The sequence below is a fragment of the Rhizobium viscosum genome (genome assembly GCF_014873945.1).
Taxonomy (GTDB): Bacteria; Pseudomonadota; Alphaproteobacteria; order Rhizobiales; family Rhizobiaceae; genus Rhizobium; species Rhizobium viscosum.
On the sequence record NZ_JADBEC010000001.1, the window covers coordinates 3328951 to 3344866 of the forward strand.

At 60.2% G+C, this 15916-nt stretch carries 14 protein-coding genes; 10 read left to right on the forward strand and 4 right to left on the reverse strand.

Annotated elements, in window-relative coordinates:
• Window positions 1-2 precede the first annotated feature (2 nt).
• From H4W29_RS16345 to H4W29_RS16375, 7 genes are all read left to right on the forward strand, one after another.
• Window positions 3-1301, forward strand: a complete 1299-nt coding sequence (locus H4W29_RS16345; protein ID WP_192729832.1) for an ABC transporter substrate-binding protein — start codon at window positions 3-5, stop codon at window positions 1299-1301.
• A gap of 270 nt (window positions 1302-1571) precedes the next feature.
• Complete coding sequence (locus H4W29_RS16350; protein ID WP_192729833.1) at window positions 1572-2486, forward strand: ABC transporter permease; 915 nt, start codon at window positions 1572-1574, stop codon at window positions 2484-2486.
• Between the two features lies 1 nt (window position 2487).
• Entirely contained in the window at window positions 2488-3309 is an 822-nt protein-coding gene (locus H4W29_RS16355; RefSeq protein WP_192729834.1) for an ABC transporter permease, read from the forward strand.
• A 1-nt stretch (window position 3310) separates the two neighbouring features.
• Complete coding sequence (locus tag H4W29_RS16360) at window positions 3311-4054, forward strand: aspartate/glutamate racemase family protein (protein ID WP_192729835.1); 744 nt, start codon at window positions 3311-3313, stop codon at window positions 4052-4054.
• Window positions 4055-4058: 4 nt separating this feature from the next.
• Window positions 4059-4670 (forward strand): flavin reductase family protein, encoded by a 612-nt coding sequence (locus tag H4W29_RS16365; RefSeq protein WP_192729836.1) that lies wholly within the window; start codon window positions 4059-4061, stop codon window positions 4668-4670.
• 90 nt (window positions 4671-4760) lie between these two features.
• The gene (locus H4W29_RS16370) at window positions 4761-5249 is read left to right on the forward strand and encodes a heme-degrading domain-containing protein (protein WP_192729837.1); all 489 of its coding nucleotides are present in this window, start codon (window positions 4761-4763) and stop codon (window positions 5247-5249) included.
• Window positions 5250-5371: 122 nt separating this feature from the next.
• Entirely contained in the window at window positions 5372-5995 is a 624-nt protein-coding gene (locus H4W29_RS16375) for a DUF2799 domain-containing protein (RefSeq protein ID WP_192729838.1), read from the forward strand.
• Between the two features lie 10 nt (window positions 5996-6005).
• Here the strand turns inward: H4W29_RS16375 and H4W29_RS16380 are convergent, their stop codons facing one another.
• A complete protein-coding gene (locus tag H4W29_RS16380; RefSeq protein ID WP_192729839.1) occupies window positions 6006-7250 on the reverse strand; it encodes an AGE family epimerase/isomerase in 1245 nt (414 codons plus the stop codon).
• 173 nt (window positions 7251-7423) lie between these two features.
• On the opposite strand from H4W29_RS16380, the gene metH reads away from it, so the two are divergent.
• A complete protein-coding gene (gene metH / locus H4W29_RS16385) occupies window positions 7424-11197 on the forward strand; it encodes a methionine synthase (protein ID WP_192729840.1) in 3774 nt (1257 codons plus the stop codon).
• A 115-nt stretch (window positions 11198-11312) separates the two neighbouring features.
• On the opposite strand, the gene H4W29_RS16390 is transcribed toward metH, so the two are convergent.
• The 3 genes from H4W29_RS16390 to H4W29_RS16400 are packed head-to-tail and all read right to left on the reverse strand — an operon-like array spanning window position 11313 to window position 13335.
• Entirely contained in the window at window positions 11313-12077 is a 765-nt protein-coding gene (locus H4W29_RS16390) for a GntR family transcriptional regulator (RefSeq protein WP_192729841.1), read from the reverse strand.
• A complete protein-coding gene (locus tag H4W29_RS16395; RefSeq protein ID WP_192729842.1) occupies window positions 12074-12958 on the reverse strand; it encodes a glucosamine kinase nucleotide-binding domain-containing protein in 885 nt (294 codons plus the stop codon). Before H4W29_RS16395 ends, H4W29_RS16390 begins: the two co-directional genes overlap by 4 nt.
• 59 nt (window positions 12959-13017) lie before the next feature.
• Entirely contained in the window at window positions 13018-13335 is a 318-nt protein-coding gene (locus tag H4W29_RS16400) for a hypothetical protein (protein WP_192729843.1), read from the reverse strand.
• Window positions 13336-13490: 155 nt separating this feature from the next.
• Between H4W29_RS16400 and H4W29_RS16405 the strand changes: the two genes are divergently transcribed.
• Both H4W29_RS16405 and H4W29_RS16410 read left to right on the forward strand, forming a co-directional pair.
• On the forward strand, window positions 13491-14750 hold the full coding sequence (locus H4W29_RS16405; protein WP_192729844.1) for an ABC transporter substrate-binding protein: 1260 nt from the start codon (window positions 13491-13493) through the stop codon (window positions 14748-14750).
• Between the two features lie 215 nt (window positions 14751-14965).
• Window positions 14966-15913: a carbohydrate ABC transporter permease gene (locus tag H4W29_RS16410; RefSeq protein ID WP_112541211.1), complete on the forward strand. Its 948-nt coding sequence runs from the start codon at window positions 14966-14968 to the stop codon at window positions 15911-15913.
• Window positions 15914-15916: the final 3 nt, after the last annotated feature.

The following is a 15916-nucleotide window of genomic DNA, read 5'->3' on the forward strand; positions in this document are numbered from 1 at the left end:
CCATGACGACTGAAACGAAAACCACGAAGGCGGAAAAGGGAATTTCCCGCCGCACGCTTCTGAAGACGGGTGCCGCCGCCGTCGGCGCCATTGCCGGCTCGGGCGCCATTACCGGCTTTCCGACCATCTGGGCGCAGTCCAACATCACGCTTCGCCAGTTCGGCACCGGCGTCTCGAACATCAATGCGATCGCCGAGAAGTGCAAGCAGGACCTGGGCATTACCCTGGAAATGACGGCGACGGATTCCGACGCTGCGGCCCAGCGCGCCGTCACCCAGCCCGATAGTTACGACATTGCCGACATCGAATACTGGATTGCCAAGAAGGTGTTTCCAACAGGCGTGCTGCAGCCGATGGACGTCAAGAAGCTCAAATATTACGACAAGATCGTGCCGTTGTTCATCAACGGCAAGATGAAGCCGGACAGCGTGATTGCTCAGGGCACGGCGCCGCATACGGTCGGCTTCGTCGAGGCGCAGGGTTCCAAGAAGTTCGCCAAGGCGCCGACGCAGTGGATGACGATGGTTCCGACCATCTACAACGCCGATACGCTCGGCATCCGCCCGGATCTCGTCGGCCGCGACATTACGAGCTGGGCCGACATCATGGACCCGAAGTTCAAGGGCAAGACCTCGATCCTCAACATCCCGTCGATCGGCATCATGGATGCGGCGATGATCATGGAAGCCATGGGCAACATCAAATATGCCGACAAGGGCAACATGACCAAGGCCGAGATCGACAAAACGATCGAATTCCTGATCAAGGCCAAGGGCGATGGCCAGTTCCGCGCCTTCTGGAAGAGCTTCGACGAGTCGGTCAACCTGATGGCATCGGGCGAAGTCGTCATCCAGTCGATGTGGTCGCCGGCCGTCGCCGCCGTCCGCTCCAAGGGCATTGCCTGCAAGTACCAGCCGCTCAAGGAAGGCTACCGCGCATGGGGCGGCGGCCTCGGCCTTGCCTCGCACCTCAAGGGCGCGCAACTCGATGCGGCCTATGAATACATCAACTGGTATACGTCGGGCTGGGTCGGCGGCTACCTCAATCGCCAGGGCTATTATTCCGCCTGCATGGAGACCGCCAAGAACTTCATGACGGCAGACGAATGGGGCTACTGGATCGAAGGCAAGCCGGCCGCGGGTGATATCCTCTCGCCGGAAGGCAAGGTCATGGAGAAGGCCGGTGCCGTGCGCGACGGCGGCTCCTTCGAAGCCCGCATGGGCGCCGTTGCCTGCTGGAACTCCGTCATGGACGAAGACCGCTACATGGTCCGCCGCTGGAACGAGTTCATCGCGGCGTAAGGCTGGCTGAGAGGGCGGAGTGCGCGCTGTCTTTCGCTGACGCTCAAGACGTCGCTTCGCTCCGCCCCCTCATCTGCCCTTCGGGCATCTTCTCCCCGCTAGGGAGAAGCGGGAGTTTGCGGCTGGGGTCGCGCGACGACAGCGAAGTTGTGGCGGCGGGGACGCTGCCACGATTCTCTTCTCCCCAGCGGGGAGAAGGTGCCGGCAGGCGGATGAGGGGGCGGCACGCGCCTTCGTTCAACCTGACCCAATCGGAACGGGGAAGAAATCATGGCGACCATCGCAGCAGAAACGGAAGAGAGCAGCCACGACGCCCGCGGCAGGCGTTCTTTCCGCCTCTCCCCCTCAGCCATCTCCTATCTCCAGGCGACGCCGCTGATTGCAATTCTCGGCTTCTTCTTCCTGCTGCCGATCGCCATGATCGCTGTCGTCAGCTTCTGGGACTATGATTTCGCCGGCCTCTATCCTGATTTCCTCACCATGAACTATACCGATACGCTCGGTTCATGGGTGACGTGGAAGACCTATCTCAATACGCTGAAATTCACCGCCATCGTCTGGGCGCTGACGCTCGTCATTGGCTTCTGGGTGGCCTATTTCCTGGCGTTCCACATCCGCCGGACGTCGACGCAGATGATCCTCTTCCTCGTCTGCACCGTGCCCTTCATGACGTCCAACATCATCCGGATGATCTCCTGGATCCCGGTGCTTGGGCGCAACGGCCTTGTCAATTCGACGCTGATCCAGGTGGGGATCATTCCGCAGCCGCTCGAATGGCTGCTCTATTCCGACTTCGCCGTCGTGCTTGCCATGGTGCATCTCTACACGCTGTTCATGGTGACGCCGATCTTCAACACGCTGATGCGCATCGACCGGTCGCTATTCGAGGCGGCGCGCGACGCGGGCGCCTCCGGCTGGCAGGTCCTGTGGAATGTAGTGATCCCGCTTGCAAAGCCCGGCATGGCGATCGGCACGATTTTCGTCGTGACACTCGTGATGGCGGATTTCTCGACGGTGCAGGTGATGTCCGGCGGACAGAGCGCTTCGGTGGCGCTGATGATGAAGAACCAGATGTCGCTGCTGCAATATCCGGCGGCAGCGGCCAATGCCGTGGTGTTGCTCGCCGTGGTGCTGCTGATGGTCGCCGCCATCCTGCGCGTCGTCGACATCCGCAAGGAGCTTTGAGATGAATCACGAAAAACGTGGCCTGGAATTCTATCTGCTGGCGACCTTCTTCATCCTCTTCGTGCTGTTCCTTTACGGCCCGCTGTCGGCGATCTTGATCCTCTCCTTCCAAGGGCCGGATGGCGGCCTGACCTTTCCGATGAACGGCGTTTCCACGCACTGGTTCTTCAATCTCTTCGAGAAGCAGGCGGTCGGCGATTTCGGCGCCTCCTTCCGACGCTCCTTCTCGCTCGGGCTGATGGTGATGGTGGTGACCATCGTCGTGTCGTTGCTCGCAGGCCTTGCCTTCCGCCGCCGCTTCCGCGGATCGACCGTGCTGTTCTACGCCACCGTCGCAAGCCTCGTCGTGCCGTCGATCATCGTCTCGCTCGGCATCGGCGTCGTCTTCCAGGAGGGTGGCCTCAAGCCCGCCTGGTATTCCTCGGCTTTCGGCGCGCATCTCACCTGGACGCTGCCTTTCGGGGTGCTGATCATGTTTGCCGTCTTCAACCGCTTCTCGCCGGCCTATGAAGAAGCGGCGCGCGACCTCGGCGCGACATCCTGGCAGACGTTCCGCCATGTTGTGCTGCCGATGATCGCGCCGAGCCTGGTCGGCGTCGGCCTGTTCGGCTTCACGCTCTCCTATGACGAGTTCGCCCGCACGCTGATGACGTCGGGCACCTACAATACGCTGCCGCTCGAAATCTACGGCATGACGACCAACGTCACGACGCCGGTGCTCTATGCGCTCGGCACGGTGACGACGCTGTTTTCCTTCACCATCATTCTCATCGCGCTCGGCATCATGACCATGCTCAGCCGGCGACAGGCAAAGACAGACTGACATGCGCATCCTCATCGTCAATCCGAATACCACGGCCTCCATGACCGAGAAGGCCGCGACCGCCGCGCGCGCGGTGGCTGCTTCAGGCACGGAGATCATCGCCGCCACCTCGCGCATGGGACCCGTCTCGATCGAGGGGCACTATGATGGGGCGCTGGCGATTCCCGGGCTCATCTCCGAACTTAAGGAGCGGCAAAGTGCGGGCTACCATGCGGCCGTTATCGCCTGCTTCGACGATACCGGGCTTGAAGCGGCACGCAGCTTCTCGGACGTCCCGATCCTCGGGCTTTGCGAATCCGCGGTCGTGACGGCGGGCTTCCTCGCACAGCGTTTTACTGTCGTGACGACGCTGGAGCGGTCGCGGGTGCTGATCGACAATCTCGTTCGCCGCTACGGAATGGGCGATCGCGCCAAGGTGCGTGCCTCCGATATCCCCGTGCTGGAACTGGAGGATGCGGCCTCCGGTGCGATCGGTAAGCTGCGCGCCGAGATCGAGCGGGCGCTTGCGGAAGACGGCGCCGAAGCGATCGTGCTCGGCTGCGCCGGCATGACCGATCTCGCGAGAGAATTGCAGGAGATCTACGGCATACCTGTCGTCGATGGCGTTGCTGCGGCCGTCAAGCAGGCCGAGGCGCTGGTATCGCTTGGGCTTTCCACCAGCAAGCGCGGTTCTTATGCCTCGCCGCTGCCGAAATCCTTCATCGGGGCTATGAGCGGTTTTTCGCCGGCTCTGAAGGCTGTCTGAACCGATGGCCATTTCCTTCGATTTCGAGCAGCTGACAGAGCACGAGCGCTACAAGCTAATGATCGGCACGATCATTCCCAGGCCGATCGCACTCGTGACGACGGTGGATGAGAACGGGCACATCAACGCCGCACCGTTCTCCTTCTTCAACTGTCTGTCGGCCGATCCTCCGATCCTCGCCATCGGCGTCGAGAACCATCCGGACATGTCGTTCAAGGATACCGGCCACAATATCCGCATGACCGAGGTCTTCACGGTCAATATCGTTTCCTTCGCGATCGCCGAGGCCATGCATACTTGCGGTGCCAAATATCCGCGCGGTGTCGATGAGTTAAAGGAGGCAGGGCTGACGGCTGTACCGGGAGTGAAGGTCGCTTCGCCCTGGATCGACGAGGCGCCGGCGGCCTTCGAATGTCGTCGGCATGTGACGCTCGAACTCGGAAAATCACGGCAGATCATCATGGGCGAGATCGTTTATGCACATTATCGCGACGGGGTGGTGGACCCCGAGCGGTTGCATGTGGATCCGGCCATGGTCGATGCCATCGCACGGCTCGGCGGGGATACCTGCTCGACGATCCGCGACCGCTTCGAGATGCTGACGCCGAAACTCTGAGCAGTGCATAGCGCCAAGTTTTGACTTTACTTTTCCCCCTTGCGTGAGAATTGTCACAGCCGATCATCACGCTGAGAGGAGAGCCGTGCCATGTCGATCGACGAGGATCTGATCCGGATTGCGGAACAGGAAAAGGCGCTGAGCTTCGATGCCTTCGATCTGACGACTGCCTGGCAACTCGGCAAGCTCTTGCAGGAACTCGCTACCGAACGTGGTCTCGGCATCGCGATCGATATTACGCTGCATTCCATGCCGGTCTTCTATGCGGCCTTGCCGGGTGTGACGCCTGACAATGTCAATTGGGTGCGCCGCAAGCGCAATATGGTGTCCCGCTATTTCCGCAGCAGCTACGCTTCCGGCCTCAAGCTGCAGAAGGAAGGCAAGAAGGTTGAGGACAACGGGCTTTCGCCCGCTGATTATGCGCCGCACGGCGGTAGTTTCCCGATCAATGTCAGAGGCACTGGCTGCATCGGCGCCGTCACCGTATCCGGCCTGCCGCAGCGCGACGACCACAATCTCGCGGTCGAAGCGCTGGCACTGATCCTGGCAAAGGATCTCGAAAGCCTGCGGCTTGCATGAGTCTGCCGCATTTTCGACAAATAAAAGCCACGAAAATTGCAAGATCGCGATCCGTTCCCGGTGACTGACGTATTTCGTGACGATAAGGTGCGCCCGGTTTTGTGACTTGCTGCCGGGACATCATGTTACGTTTGCTCTTTACCTTTGCTGCCATTGGTTTCAGCCTTTTCCTCGCCTCCTGCAATACGCTCTCGAAGGAAGAATGCGTCGCCGCCGACTGGCGGGTGATTGGTGAATCCGACGGCGCAGCCGGCTACGAGCCGCAGGAGCGTTTTGCCGCGCATGCCAAATCCTGCGAGCGGGTAAAGATCGTGCCCGATCAGACGATCTGGTATCAGGGCTATCAGGCGGGTCTCGTGCGCTACTGCACGCCGATGAGCGGCCTGATGCACGGGCAGGCGGGTCACGGCTACTCCAATGTCTGCCCGCCGGTGGCGGCTGCAGGCTTCCTGCGCGGCTATACGCTCGGGAACCGCCAGCATTCGCTGCAATCACGGCTAAGCTCGCTGCAGAGCGATTATGGATCGAAGGAAGCCGAGATCGACGACCTGTCGCGCAAGCTCAAGGATGCGCCCGATGCGGATCGGCATGATATCCGCCGGCGGATGGACGATCTCGAAGACGATATGCGCCGCATCCGCAGGGAGCAACGCGACGTTGAGGACGAACTCGATGACGCGAGCGCCGAGGTCCAGTGGTTCCAGCAGAACCCGAACGCGGCGCCGCCGGTCATGCCCGGCTACTAAGGCTTTCGCCTCAGAGCTTGCCGCCGGCTTCGACAATGCCCTTGGTCAGACTGCCGGTTGCCGGGAAGAGCGGGATGAGGCAGGCCTGCAGGGCGTGGTAGATGTCGCCCTTGCCGGGGAAGAGCGAGTGTGAGGGAACGAGGTCTTCCGTCAGTTCTTCGTGCCAGCCGCCATTCTCATGGTCGATGAAGCTGCGCTCGATCACGTTCCAGATCTTGCGGTAGCATTCTTCGTGATAATCGCTCGGCAGGTGCTCGTTGAGGAAGTGCGCGGCAGCCGCACCCTCGCAGGCCGGCCACCAGAGCTTGTTGCGTTTGGCCGGCTTGTCGGCCCAGTCGAGCGTATAGAGGAAACTGCCCTTGTCGTTGTCCCAGCCAAGCACCATGGATTGCTCGAAGAGGGCTTTTGCCGCATCCGGCATCCAGTCGATCTTCTTGCCGCCGAGTGCCCAGAGCTGCAGGATGAGGCGGGTCCATTCCAGCCAATGTCCCGGCGTCGTGCCGGCCGGGCGGAACATTTCGTTCGGATGATAGTAATCCTTGTCGAGGTTCCATTCGGCATCGAAATGCTCGGCGACGCGCCAGTCGACGGAGCCGGCCGAACGGCGGATGACGAGATCGGCGATGCTTTCGGCTTTGGTGAGGTAGTCGCGGTCGCCGGTTGCCTCGAAGGCGGCCATCAGCGCTTCGGTGAGGTGCATATTGGAGTTCTGGCCGCGATAGCTGCCGCCATCGAGCGGTTGCCAGTCCGCGGTAAACTCTTCGGCGATAGCACCGTGTTTGGTTTCCCAGAACTTCGTGTTCAGGACCTCGGTTATATCGGCGAGCATGCCGTCAGCGAGCGGATGACCGATCGTCTTTGCCGAGGAGGCTGCGAGCAGGACGAAGGCGTGGCCGTAACCCTGCTTGTTGGAATCGACAGGACCGTTATTGTCCAGCGACCAGAAGTAACCGCCGTTCTTGCGGTCGCGATGATGGTTCCAGATGTAGTTCATGCCGTGATCGACGACATCGGCGGCACCCGGACGGCCGAGAAGCGTGCCGATGGAGAAGCAGTGGACGGCGCGCGAGGCAATATGGAGCGGACGCACCTGACCTTCGGCATTGAGCGGCTTGCCAGCGTCGTCGAGATCGTAGAAACCGCCTTTGGAATTGACGGAATTGTGCTGGAAGAAATCAAAGAGGCCGTTGGCCTGCGAAAGCAGCCAGCCACGATGATAGGCGCGGGTGGACCAGTTGCCGAGTGCAGGTGCCATGGTACTCCTCCGAATTCGTGCACAATGCCTTTAGGAAAACGCCTATATAGAGGTCGGGCGAGTCTGTCATCCGCCAAGGCTTGCAATGCCCTAAAGCAACGGACATATGTTGACATAAAGATATCTTTATGTGATTTGTCGTTTCTGATCTTATGACGTCAAGGAGCCTTCCCGTGTTTGATAACCTTTTTGGTCCCGAAGGGGGCAAGCGTGATGGCAGTGAAGTGTTTGCGGCGCTGAAGAAAGCCGCCAGCGAACGCATCCTCGTTCTTGACGGCGCCATGGGCACACAGATCCAAGGCCTGGGCTACGATGAAGACCATTTCCGCGGCTCGCGGTTCATCGGCTGCGCTTGCCATCAGAAGGGCAATAATGACCTCTTGATCCTGTCGCAGCCGGACGCGATCGAGGAAATCCACTATAAATATGCCAAGGCCGGCGCTGACATCCTCGAAACCAATACCTTCTCCTCGACCCGCATCGCGCAGGCCGATTATCAGATGGAAGGCGAGGTCTATGCGCTGAACAAGGAAGGCGCGGAGATCGTTCGACGCGCCGCCCAGCGTGCGGAGCGTGAAGACGGCAAGCGCCGCTTTGTTGCCGGCGCCATCGGTCCGACCAACCGCACTGCTTCCATTTCGCCCGACGTCAATAATCCGGGCTTCCGCGCCGTCACTTTCGACGACCTGCGCGATGCCTATGCGGAACAGATCGACGGCCTGATCGATGGCGGCGCCGATATCATCCTCATCGAGACGATCTTCGATACGCTGAATGCGAAGGCTGCGATCTTTGCCTGCGAGGAGCGTTTCGAGGCCAAGGGCATCCGCCTGCCGGTCATGATATCAGGCACGATCACCGACCTTTCGGGCCGCACGCTTTCCGGCCAGACGCCAAGCGCCTTCTGGAATTCGGTGCGTCACGCCAATCCGTTCACGATCGGGCTCAACTGCGCGCTCGGTGCCAATGCGATGCGTCCGCATCTGCAGGAGCTTTCGGGCGTTGCCGACACGTTTGTCTGTGCCTATCCGAATGCTGGTTTGCCCAATGAATTCGGCCAGTATGACGAGACGCCGGAACTGATGGCGGCGCAGATCGACAGCTTCGCCCGCGAAGGCCTTGTCAACATCGTCGGCGGCTGCTGCGGCTCCACGCCCGAGCATATCCGTGTCATCGCCGAGACTGTGGCCAAGTACAAGCCGCGGCCGATCCCCGAGCATCGCCCCTTCATGTCGCTGTCCGGCCTCGAACCCTTCGAGCTGACCAAGGACATTCCTTTCGTCAATGTCGGCGAGCGCACCAACGTCACCGGTTCGGCCCGCTTCCGCAAGCTGATCACCAATGCCGATTTCACGGCAGCGCTCGACGTCGCCCGCGACCAGGTCGAGAACGGCGCGCAGGTAATCGACATCAACATGGACGAAGGCCTGATCGATTCCGAAAAGGCGATGGTCGAGTTCCTGAACCTGATCGCTGCCGAACCCGACATCGCCCGCGTTCCTGTGATGATCGATAGCTCGAAGTTCTCGATCATCGAATCCGGCCTGAAGCGCGTGCAGGGCAAGGCGATCGTCAACTCGATCTCGCTCAAGGAAGGCGAGGAGAATTTCCTTGCCCAGGCGCGCCTCTTGCACAACTACGGCGCGGCCGTCGTCGTCATGGCCTTCGATGAGACGGGGCAAGCCGACAGCTATGAGCGCAAGGTCGAGATCTGCACGCGCGCCTACAAGCTGTTGACCGAGAAGGTCGGATTCCCGCCCGAAGACATCATCTTCGACCCGAACATTTTCGCGGTCGCGACCGGTATCGAAGAGCACAACAATTACGGCGTCGACTTCATCGAGGCGACGCGCACGATCCGTAAGACCATGCCGCTCGTCCATATCTCGGGCGGCGTGTCGAACCTTTCCTTCTCCTTCCGCGGCAATGAGCCGGTACGTGAGGCGATGCATGCCGTGTTCCTCTACCACGCCATTCAGGCGGGCATGGATATGGGTATCGTCAATGCCGGCCAGTTGGCTGTCTACGACCAGATCGATCCGGAACTGCGCGAGGCCTGCGAAGACGTGGTGCTGAACCGTCGCTCCGATGCGACCGAACGGCTGCTCGATGTTGCCGAACGCTTCCGCGGCGCTGCCGGCAAGGAAGCCAAGGCACAGGATCTCTCCTGGCGCGAGTGGAGCGTCGAGAAGCGTCTCGAACATGCGCTGGTCAACGGCATCACCGAATATATCGAGGCTGATACCGAGGAGGCGCGCCAGCAGGCCGCGCGGCCGCTGCATGTCATCGAAGGCCCGCTGATGGCCGGCATGAATGTGGTCGGCGATCTCTTCGGCTCCGGCAAAATGTTCCTTCCGCAGGTGGTCAAGTCCGCCCGCGTCATGAAACAGGCCGTTGCCGTACTCCTTCCCTATATGGAAGAGGAGAAGCGCCAGAATGGCGGCGAAGAACGCAAGTCTGCCGGCAAGATCCTGATGGCAACCGTCAAGGGCGACGTACACGATATCGGCAAGAACATCGTCGGCGTCGTACTCGCCTGCAACAATTACGAGATCATCGACCTCGGCGTGATGGTGCCGGCAACGAAGATCCTCGAAACGGCTGTTGCAGAGAAGGTCGATGTCATCGGTCTTTCCGGCCTTATCACGCCGTCGCTTGACGAGATGGTGCATGTTGCTGCCGAAATGGAGCGGGAGGGCTTCGATATCCCGCTGCTGATCGGCGGGGCAACGACCAGTCGTGTGCATACCGCCGTTAAGATCCATCCGGGCTACAACAAAGGCCAGTCCATTTACGTGACGGATGCCAGCCGCGCTGTCGGCGTTGTCTCTTCGCTGCTCTCGCCGGAAGCCCGTCAGCCCTATATCGACGATATCAGGGCCGAATATGCCAAGGTCGCTGCCGCCCATGCGCGTAGCGAAGCCGAGAAGGTGCGTCTGCCGCTCACTCGTGCCCGAGAGAACGCACAGAAGGTCGACTGGGCGGCCTACAAGCCGACCAAGCCGAGCTTCCTCGGAACCAAGGTATTCGAAGATTACGATCTGGCCGACCTTGCCAAGTACATCGATTGGACGCCGTTCTTCCAGACCTGGGAGTTGCGCGGCCGCTACCCGGCGATCCTCGAAGACGAGAAGCAGGGCGAAGCAGCCCGCGCACTCTGGGCTGATGCCCAGGCGATGCTGAAGAAGATCATCGACGAGAAGTGGTTCCGCCCGCGCGCCGTCATCGGCTTCTGGCCGGCCGGTACAGTCGGCGACGATATCCGCCTGTTCAAGGACGATGCGCGCAAGGAGGAGTTGGCGACGTTCTACACGCTGCGCCAGCAGCTTTCGAAACGCGATGGCCGTCCGAACGTGGCATTGTCGGACTTCGTCGCGCCCGTGGACAGCGGCGTGCAGGACTATGTCGGCGGCTTCGTGGTGACGGCGGGCTTCGAGGAGATCGCCATCGCCGAACGTTTCGAGCGTTCGAACGACGACTATTCCTCGATCCTCGTGAAGGCGCTTGCCGACCGCTTCGCCGAAGCTTTCGCCGAGTGCATGCATGAGCGCGTGCGTCGCGAATATTGGGGCTACGCCAAGGACGAGCATCTTTCCAACGAGGATCTCATTACCGAGGCCTATGCCGGTATCCGCCCGGCACCCGGTTACCCGGCCCAGCCCGATCACACCGAGAAGAAGACCTTGTTCGGTCTTCTCGATGCGGAGAATACCGCCGGCGTGAAGTTGACCGAGAGCTACGCGATGTGGCCCGGCTCGTCAGTATCCGGCATCTATATCGGCCACCCCGACTCCTACTATTTCGGTGTCGCCAAGGTGGAGCGCGATCAGGTCGAAGACTATGCCAAGCGCAAGGGCATGAATGTCCCCGAGGTCGAGCGCTGGCTCGGGCCAGTGCTCAACTACGTGCCGCGCAAGGCTGATGAAGAGATCGAAGACGCTGCCTGAAACCTGAGTCTTTCCCATCGCTTAAAGCGGCAGGCTCAGTGGCCGATTCAATGAATGGAAAAGCCGGGAAGTGATTCACTTTCCGGCTTTATCTTTTTGAATTGAATTGAAAAATTCAGCTCGCTCCAATCGTCAGCTCGGCGACGAAGTCATAGGCGTCGCCACGATAAAGCGAGCGGGTGAATTCCACCGCGCGGCCGGAGCCGAGATAGGAAATACGCTCGATGGAGAGCCCGGCCTGGCCGACGGGGACGCCGAGCAAGTGGGCGTCGGCCTCTTTCATGTTGGTCGCAGATATGCGCTGGACGGCGCGGACGGGGCGCACGCCGAGGCGCTCCAACTCGGCATAGAGTGAATTGGTGACAGAGGATGGATCGGGCAGGAACTCGCCTGACACGCTCGCATGTTCGATCGCCAAGGGCTGGTCGTCGGCTATGCGCAGGCGCGAGAGGCGCGAGACTTTGATGTCGGCGCCGAGGCCAAGGATCATCATCTCGTCGGGCGAGGGCGTGTGGACGCCTTTATGCAGCCATTCGGAGCGGGCGGTCATGCCGCGCCGGGCCATGTCCTCGGTGAAAGAGGTGAGCTGCGACAGTCGTTGCTCGACTTTGGACACCGGCTTGGCGACGAAGGTGCCGGAGCCGTGGCGGCGCACGAGCAGGCCGTCAGCCACAAGCTCGTCGATCGCCTTGCGCACGGTGACACGGCTGACGGCCGCAAATTCGGCAATGTCGCGTTCCGGGGGCAGGGCATCGCCATGGGCGAGCGTGCCGGTGCGCACGGCATCTTCGAGTGTGCGGCGCAGCTTCACGTAAAGTGGACCGGTGCCGCCAGCCTGCAAGCGTTCAGGCGAAAGGATGGAGGCGAGATCGTCGGTCATGCCGCACCTCTCTGCCGTTCGCGCAGGAGCTTAACGGCAAGGTCGACGGCGCCCTGCAGCGCATCGGCCTTCGGTTCCGTCAGCAATGCCTTGTGCCGATCGGCAAGCCACGGATGATAGGCTTTCGCCAAGCCGCCAAGCAGGCAGATGGACGGGCATTCCGCCCATGAGAGCGCATCGAGGCTTTCGCCGATGGCGCGCGCGGCATCCTTGACGATCTCGATTGCAGTGACATCGCCGGCCTGAGCGCCTTCGAAGACCATGGGCGCATAACGGGCAAAGTCTGTCGGCCGGGCCGTATGGGCAAATTCGACGACGCGTTCCGGATCGTTGCCATATTCGGCCATGACCTTTTCCGTCAACGGTGAGGCAGGGCGAACTTTATCATAGGAAAGCAGGGTTTTTTCCAGGAGATCGCGGCCGAGCCGGGCGCCGCTTGCCTGATCGCCGACGATCGAGCCCCAGCCGCCGATCCCGTGCAGTGTGCCATTCCGGCGGGCATTATAAACGGAGCCCGTTCCGAGAGCGCCGACAATGCCGTCGCCATCACCGAGCGCGCCCTGCAGCGAAATCAGCGCGTCGGTGACGACCTCTCGGTTTCTGAAGGGGAGAGCCTTTTCGATGCGCTTGCCGTAATCGCCGACATTGGCCCCGGCGACGCCAATGACTGCAGTGGAAGTGGAAACGGTTTCATTTTCAAATCCCGCATCACGCAGCGCCTGCCGAGCAGATTCGACGATATTGACGAGAGAGTTTTCCAGATTGGAAAGGATGTTGGCAGGGCCCGCCTTGCCGCGGCCAATGACATTGCCCATTCTGTCCGCAACTGCGGCCCGGCAGCTTGTTCCACCGCCATCTATACCGATTGCAAGTTCCGTCATCGGACCTCCGGATACGCCGTTCCCTTATGTTTTTTAATACAATACCAAAAAAATACCATTTACCAAGCGGAAATGATCAGGAAATTTCCTGTTTTTATCCTATTGATTTTAAATAATAAAAATTTTTTATGATTTTTCTCTCGTCTAGAAGTTAATTTCGGCTGGACAATTGGTATTTTTTTGGCCTTAATTCCGGAAAAGGGAACAGCGTATCGAGGCGTGTGAAAACCGGCAAAGAAAAACAGCGCCGGCCAGGTTTCGAGAAAGGTGCAGACGGTGATCGCAAGGGCCGGCATCGGCTCGCGGAGGCGTGCGGTATCTTTCCAAGCTTTTCTCTTATTTTCAGGCGCCCGGTTCAGCGTATCGGGAGGGCGCACCGGTTGGCCGGAGGCTATCGTCTTCGGTCGACAGAGCTTCGGGGCCGGCAGTCTTGGCGGCTTCAAAAGGGGCGTTGGGTGTTTCCTCAGACACGCCAACTGCTTGTTTCAGATCGAAAACAGCGCTTTGCGGCGCTTAAAAACAGGAGAGGGAAATGAAAAACACTGCTCTGAAAAGCTTGCTGCTTGCATCCAGCCTGCTGTCGTCAGCCGGCCTCGTTCATGCCGCTGACGTGACGCTTACTGTTGAAAGCTGGCGTAACGACGACCTGCAGATCTGGCAGGAGAAGATCATCCCGGCTTTCGAAGCCAAGAACCCGGGCATCAAGATCGTCTTCTCGCCGACCGCTCCGACTGAATATAACGCTTCGCTGAATGCCAAGCTCGATGCCGGTTCCGCAGGCGACATCATTACCTGCCGTCCGTTCGACGCTTCGCTCGAACTCTTCAACAAGAAGCAACTCGTCGATCTCATCAGCCTCTCCGGCATGGAAAACTTCTCGCCGGTTGCCAAGGCTGCATGGTCGACAGACGACGGCAAGTCGACCTTCTGCGTGCCGATGGCTTCGGTCATCCATGGCTTCATCTACAACAAGGATGCCTTCGACAAGCTCGGCATCGCTATTCCGAAGACGGAAGACGAGTTCTTCGCTGCCCTCGACAAGATCAAGGCTGACGGTACCTATATCCCGCTCGCCATGGGCACGAAGGATCTCTGGGAGGCCGCTACCATGGGCTACCAGAACATCGGCCCGAACTACTGGAAGGGTGAAGAAGGCCGCGAAGCCCTGATATCAGGCAAGCAGAAGCTGACCGACGCCGACTGGGTCAAGCCCTATGAAGAGCTTGCCAAGTGGAAGCCCTATCTCGGCGACGGTTTCGAAGCCCAGACCTACTCGGACAGCCAGAACCTCTTCACGCTCGGCCGCGCCGCCATCTATCCGGCCGGTTCGTGGGAAATCGCGCTGTTCAACACGCAGGCTCAGTTCAAGATGGGCGCCTTCCCGCCGCCGGTTCCGAAGGCCGGCGACCAGGGCTACATTTCCGACCATCCGGATATCGGCGTTGCGCTGAACGCCAAGAGCACGCACCAGGAAGAAGCCAAGAAGTTCCTCACCTGGGTTGCTTCGCCTGAATTCGCAGACATCTATGCGAACGCACTGCCGGGCTTCTTCAGCCTGAACTCCAACCCGGTCAAGATGAGCGATCCGCTGGCTCAGGAATTCGTTTCCTGGCGCGGCCCGTACAAGTCGACCGTCCGCTCGACCTATCAGATCCTGTCGCGCGGTACGCCGAACCTCGAGAACGAGACCTGGGTTGAATCGGCCAACGTCATCAACGGCACGGACACTCCGGCCGTCGCCGGCGAGAAGCTCCAGAAGGGCCTCGACAGCTGGTACAAGCCGGGCAAGTAAGGTTTTGAAGATGAGGGGCGGCCTGTTGGACCGCCCCTTATCGGCCTGCCGGCCATCTTGTCCCGCGAGGGGCAGGAGACTCGCAGCCGCCTCCTGGCCCGTGGTTTTCAGGTACGGGCATGGTCCGGCTCTCCGAAGAGGGAGAGGGGAATGAGGGGCAAGATTTCCACCTGCGCTGCGCCTGATGGTCCAGCCAATAAAAACAGGCAAAAGCCATGAGCGAAGCCGACACCGCCGTCGACGTGATCCCGATCAAGCGTCCCATTCGCTGGCATATCGGAATCTTCCTTCTTCCGGCCTTCATCGTCTATACGGCGATCATGATCCTGCCGCTGATCGAAACGCTCCGGCTTTCCTTCTACAATACGGTCGATGGCGCACCGGCCTTCGTTGGCTTTGCCAATTACAAGGTTCTCTTCGGCGATGCCCGCTGGGTGCATGACTTCTGGAATGCGCTGCGCAACAACGTCATCTTCTTCATCATCCATATGTGCGTGCAGAACCCGATCGGGATTGCGCTTGCCGCACTTCTGTCGACGCCGCGGCTTCGCTTCGTTGCCTTCTACCGCACTGCTATCTTCCTGCCGACGCTGCTCTCCTTCGTCATTGTCGGCTTCATCTGGAAGCTGATCCTTTCGCCGATCTGGGGTGTCGCACCCTGGCTGATGAGCCTCGTCGGCCTGAAGTGGGCCTTCGCACCCTGGCTCGGTCAGTCCGGCCCGGCGCTGATCGCGGTGTCGCTAATCTCGAACTGGCAATATATCGGCATCCCGATGATGCTGATCTACGCAGCACTTCTGAGCATTCCCGAGGAAGTGATCGAGGCTGCCGAATGCGACGGCATTACCGGCTGGGCGCAATTCTGGAAGATCAAGCTGCCGCTGATATTGCCGGCAATCGGCATCATCTCGATCCTGACTTTCGTCGGCAATTTCAATGCCTTCGACCTGATCTATACGGTGCAGGGCGCACTTGCCGGCCCCGATATGTCGACGGATATTCTGGGCACGCTGCTCTACCGCACCTTCTTCGGTTTCCAGCTGCAGCTCGGCGACCGCTCCATGGGCGCGACGATCGCGACGGTCATGTTCCTGATCATCCTTGCGGGCGTTTCCTTCTATCTCTTTGCCATTCAGCGGCGCATGCGTCGCTACCAGTTCTGAGGA

Excerpts from the sequence above, each read along its gene's own strand:
- H4W29_RS16345 (WP_192729832.1), top strand. The coding sequence starts at position 3 with ATGACGACTGAAACGAAAACCACGAAGGCGGAAAAGGGAATTTCCCGC.
- H4W29_RS16350 (WP_192729833.1), top strand. The coding sequence starts at position 1,572 with ATGGCGACCATCGCAGCAGAAACGGAAGAGAGCAGCCACGACGCCCGC.
- H4W29_RS16355 (WP_192729834.1), top strand. The coding sequence starts at position 2,488 with ATGAATCACGAAAAACGTGGCCTGGAATTCTATCTGCTGGCGACCTTC.
- H4W29_RS16360 (WP_192729835.1), top strand. The coding sequence starts at position 3,311 with ATGCGCATCCTCATCGTCAATCCGAATACCACGGCCTCCATGACCGAG.
- H4W29_RS16365 (WP_192729836.1), top strand. The coding sequence starts at position 4,059 with ATGGCCATTTCCTTCGATTTCGAGCAGCTGACAGAGCACGAGCGCTAC.
- H4W29_RS16370 (WP_192729837.1), top strand. The coding sequence starts at position 4,761 with ATGTCGATCGACGAGGATCTGATCCGGATTGCGGAACAGGAAAAGGCG.
- H4W29_RS16375 (WP_192729838.1), top strand. The coding sequence starts at position 5,372 with ATGTTACGTTTGCTCTTTACCTTTGCTGCCATTGGTTTCAGCCTTTTC.
- H4W29_RS16380 (WP_192729839.1), bottom strand. The coding sequence starts at position 7,250 with ATGGCACCTGCACTCGGCAACTGGTCCACCCGCGCCTATCATCGTGGC.
- H4W29_RS16390 (WP_192729841.1), bottom strand. The coding sequence starts at position 12,077 with ATGACCGACGATCTCGCCTCCATCCTTTCGCCTGAACGCTTGCAGGCT.
- H4W29_RS16395 (WP_192729842.1), bottom strand. The coding sequence starts at position 12,958 with ATGACGGAACTTGCAATCGGTATAGATGGCGGTGGAACAAGCTGCCGG.
- H4W29_RS16405 (WP_192729844.1), top strand. The coding sequence starts at position 13,491 with ATGAAAAACACTGCTCTGAAAAGCTTGCTGCTTGCATCCAGCCTGCTG.
- H4W29_RS16410 (WP_112541211.1), top strand. The coding sequence starts at position 14,966 with ATGAGCGAAGCCGACACCGCCGTCGACGTGATCCCGATCAAGCGTCCC.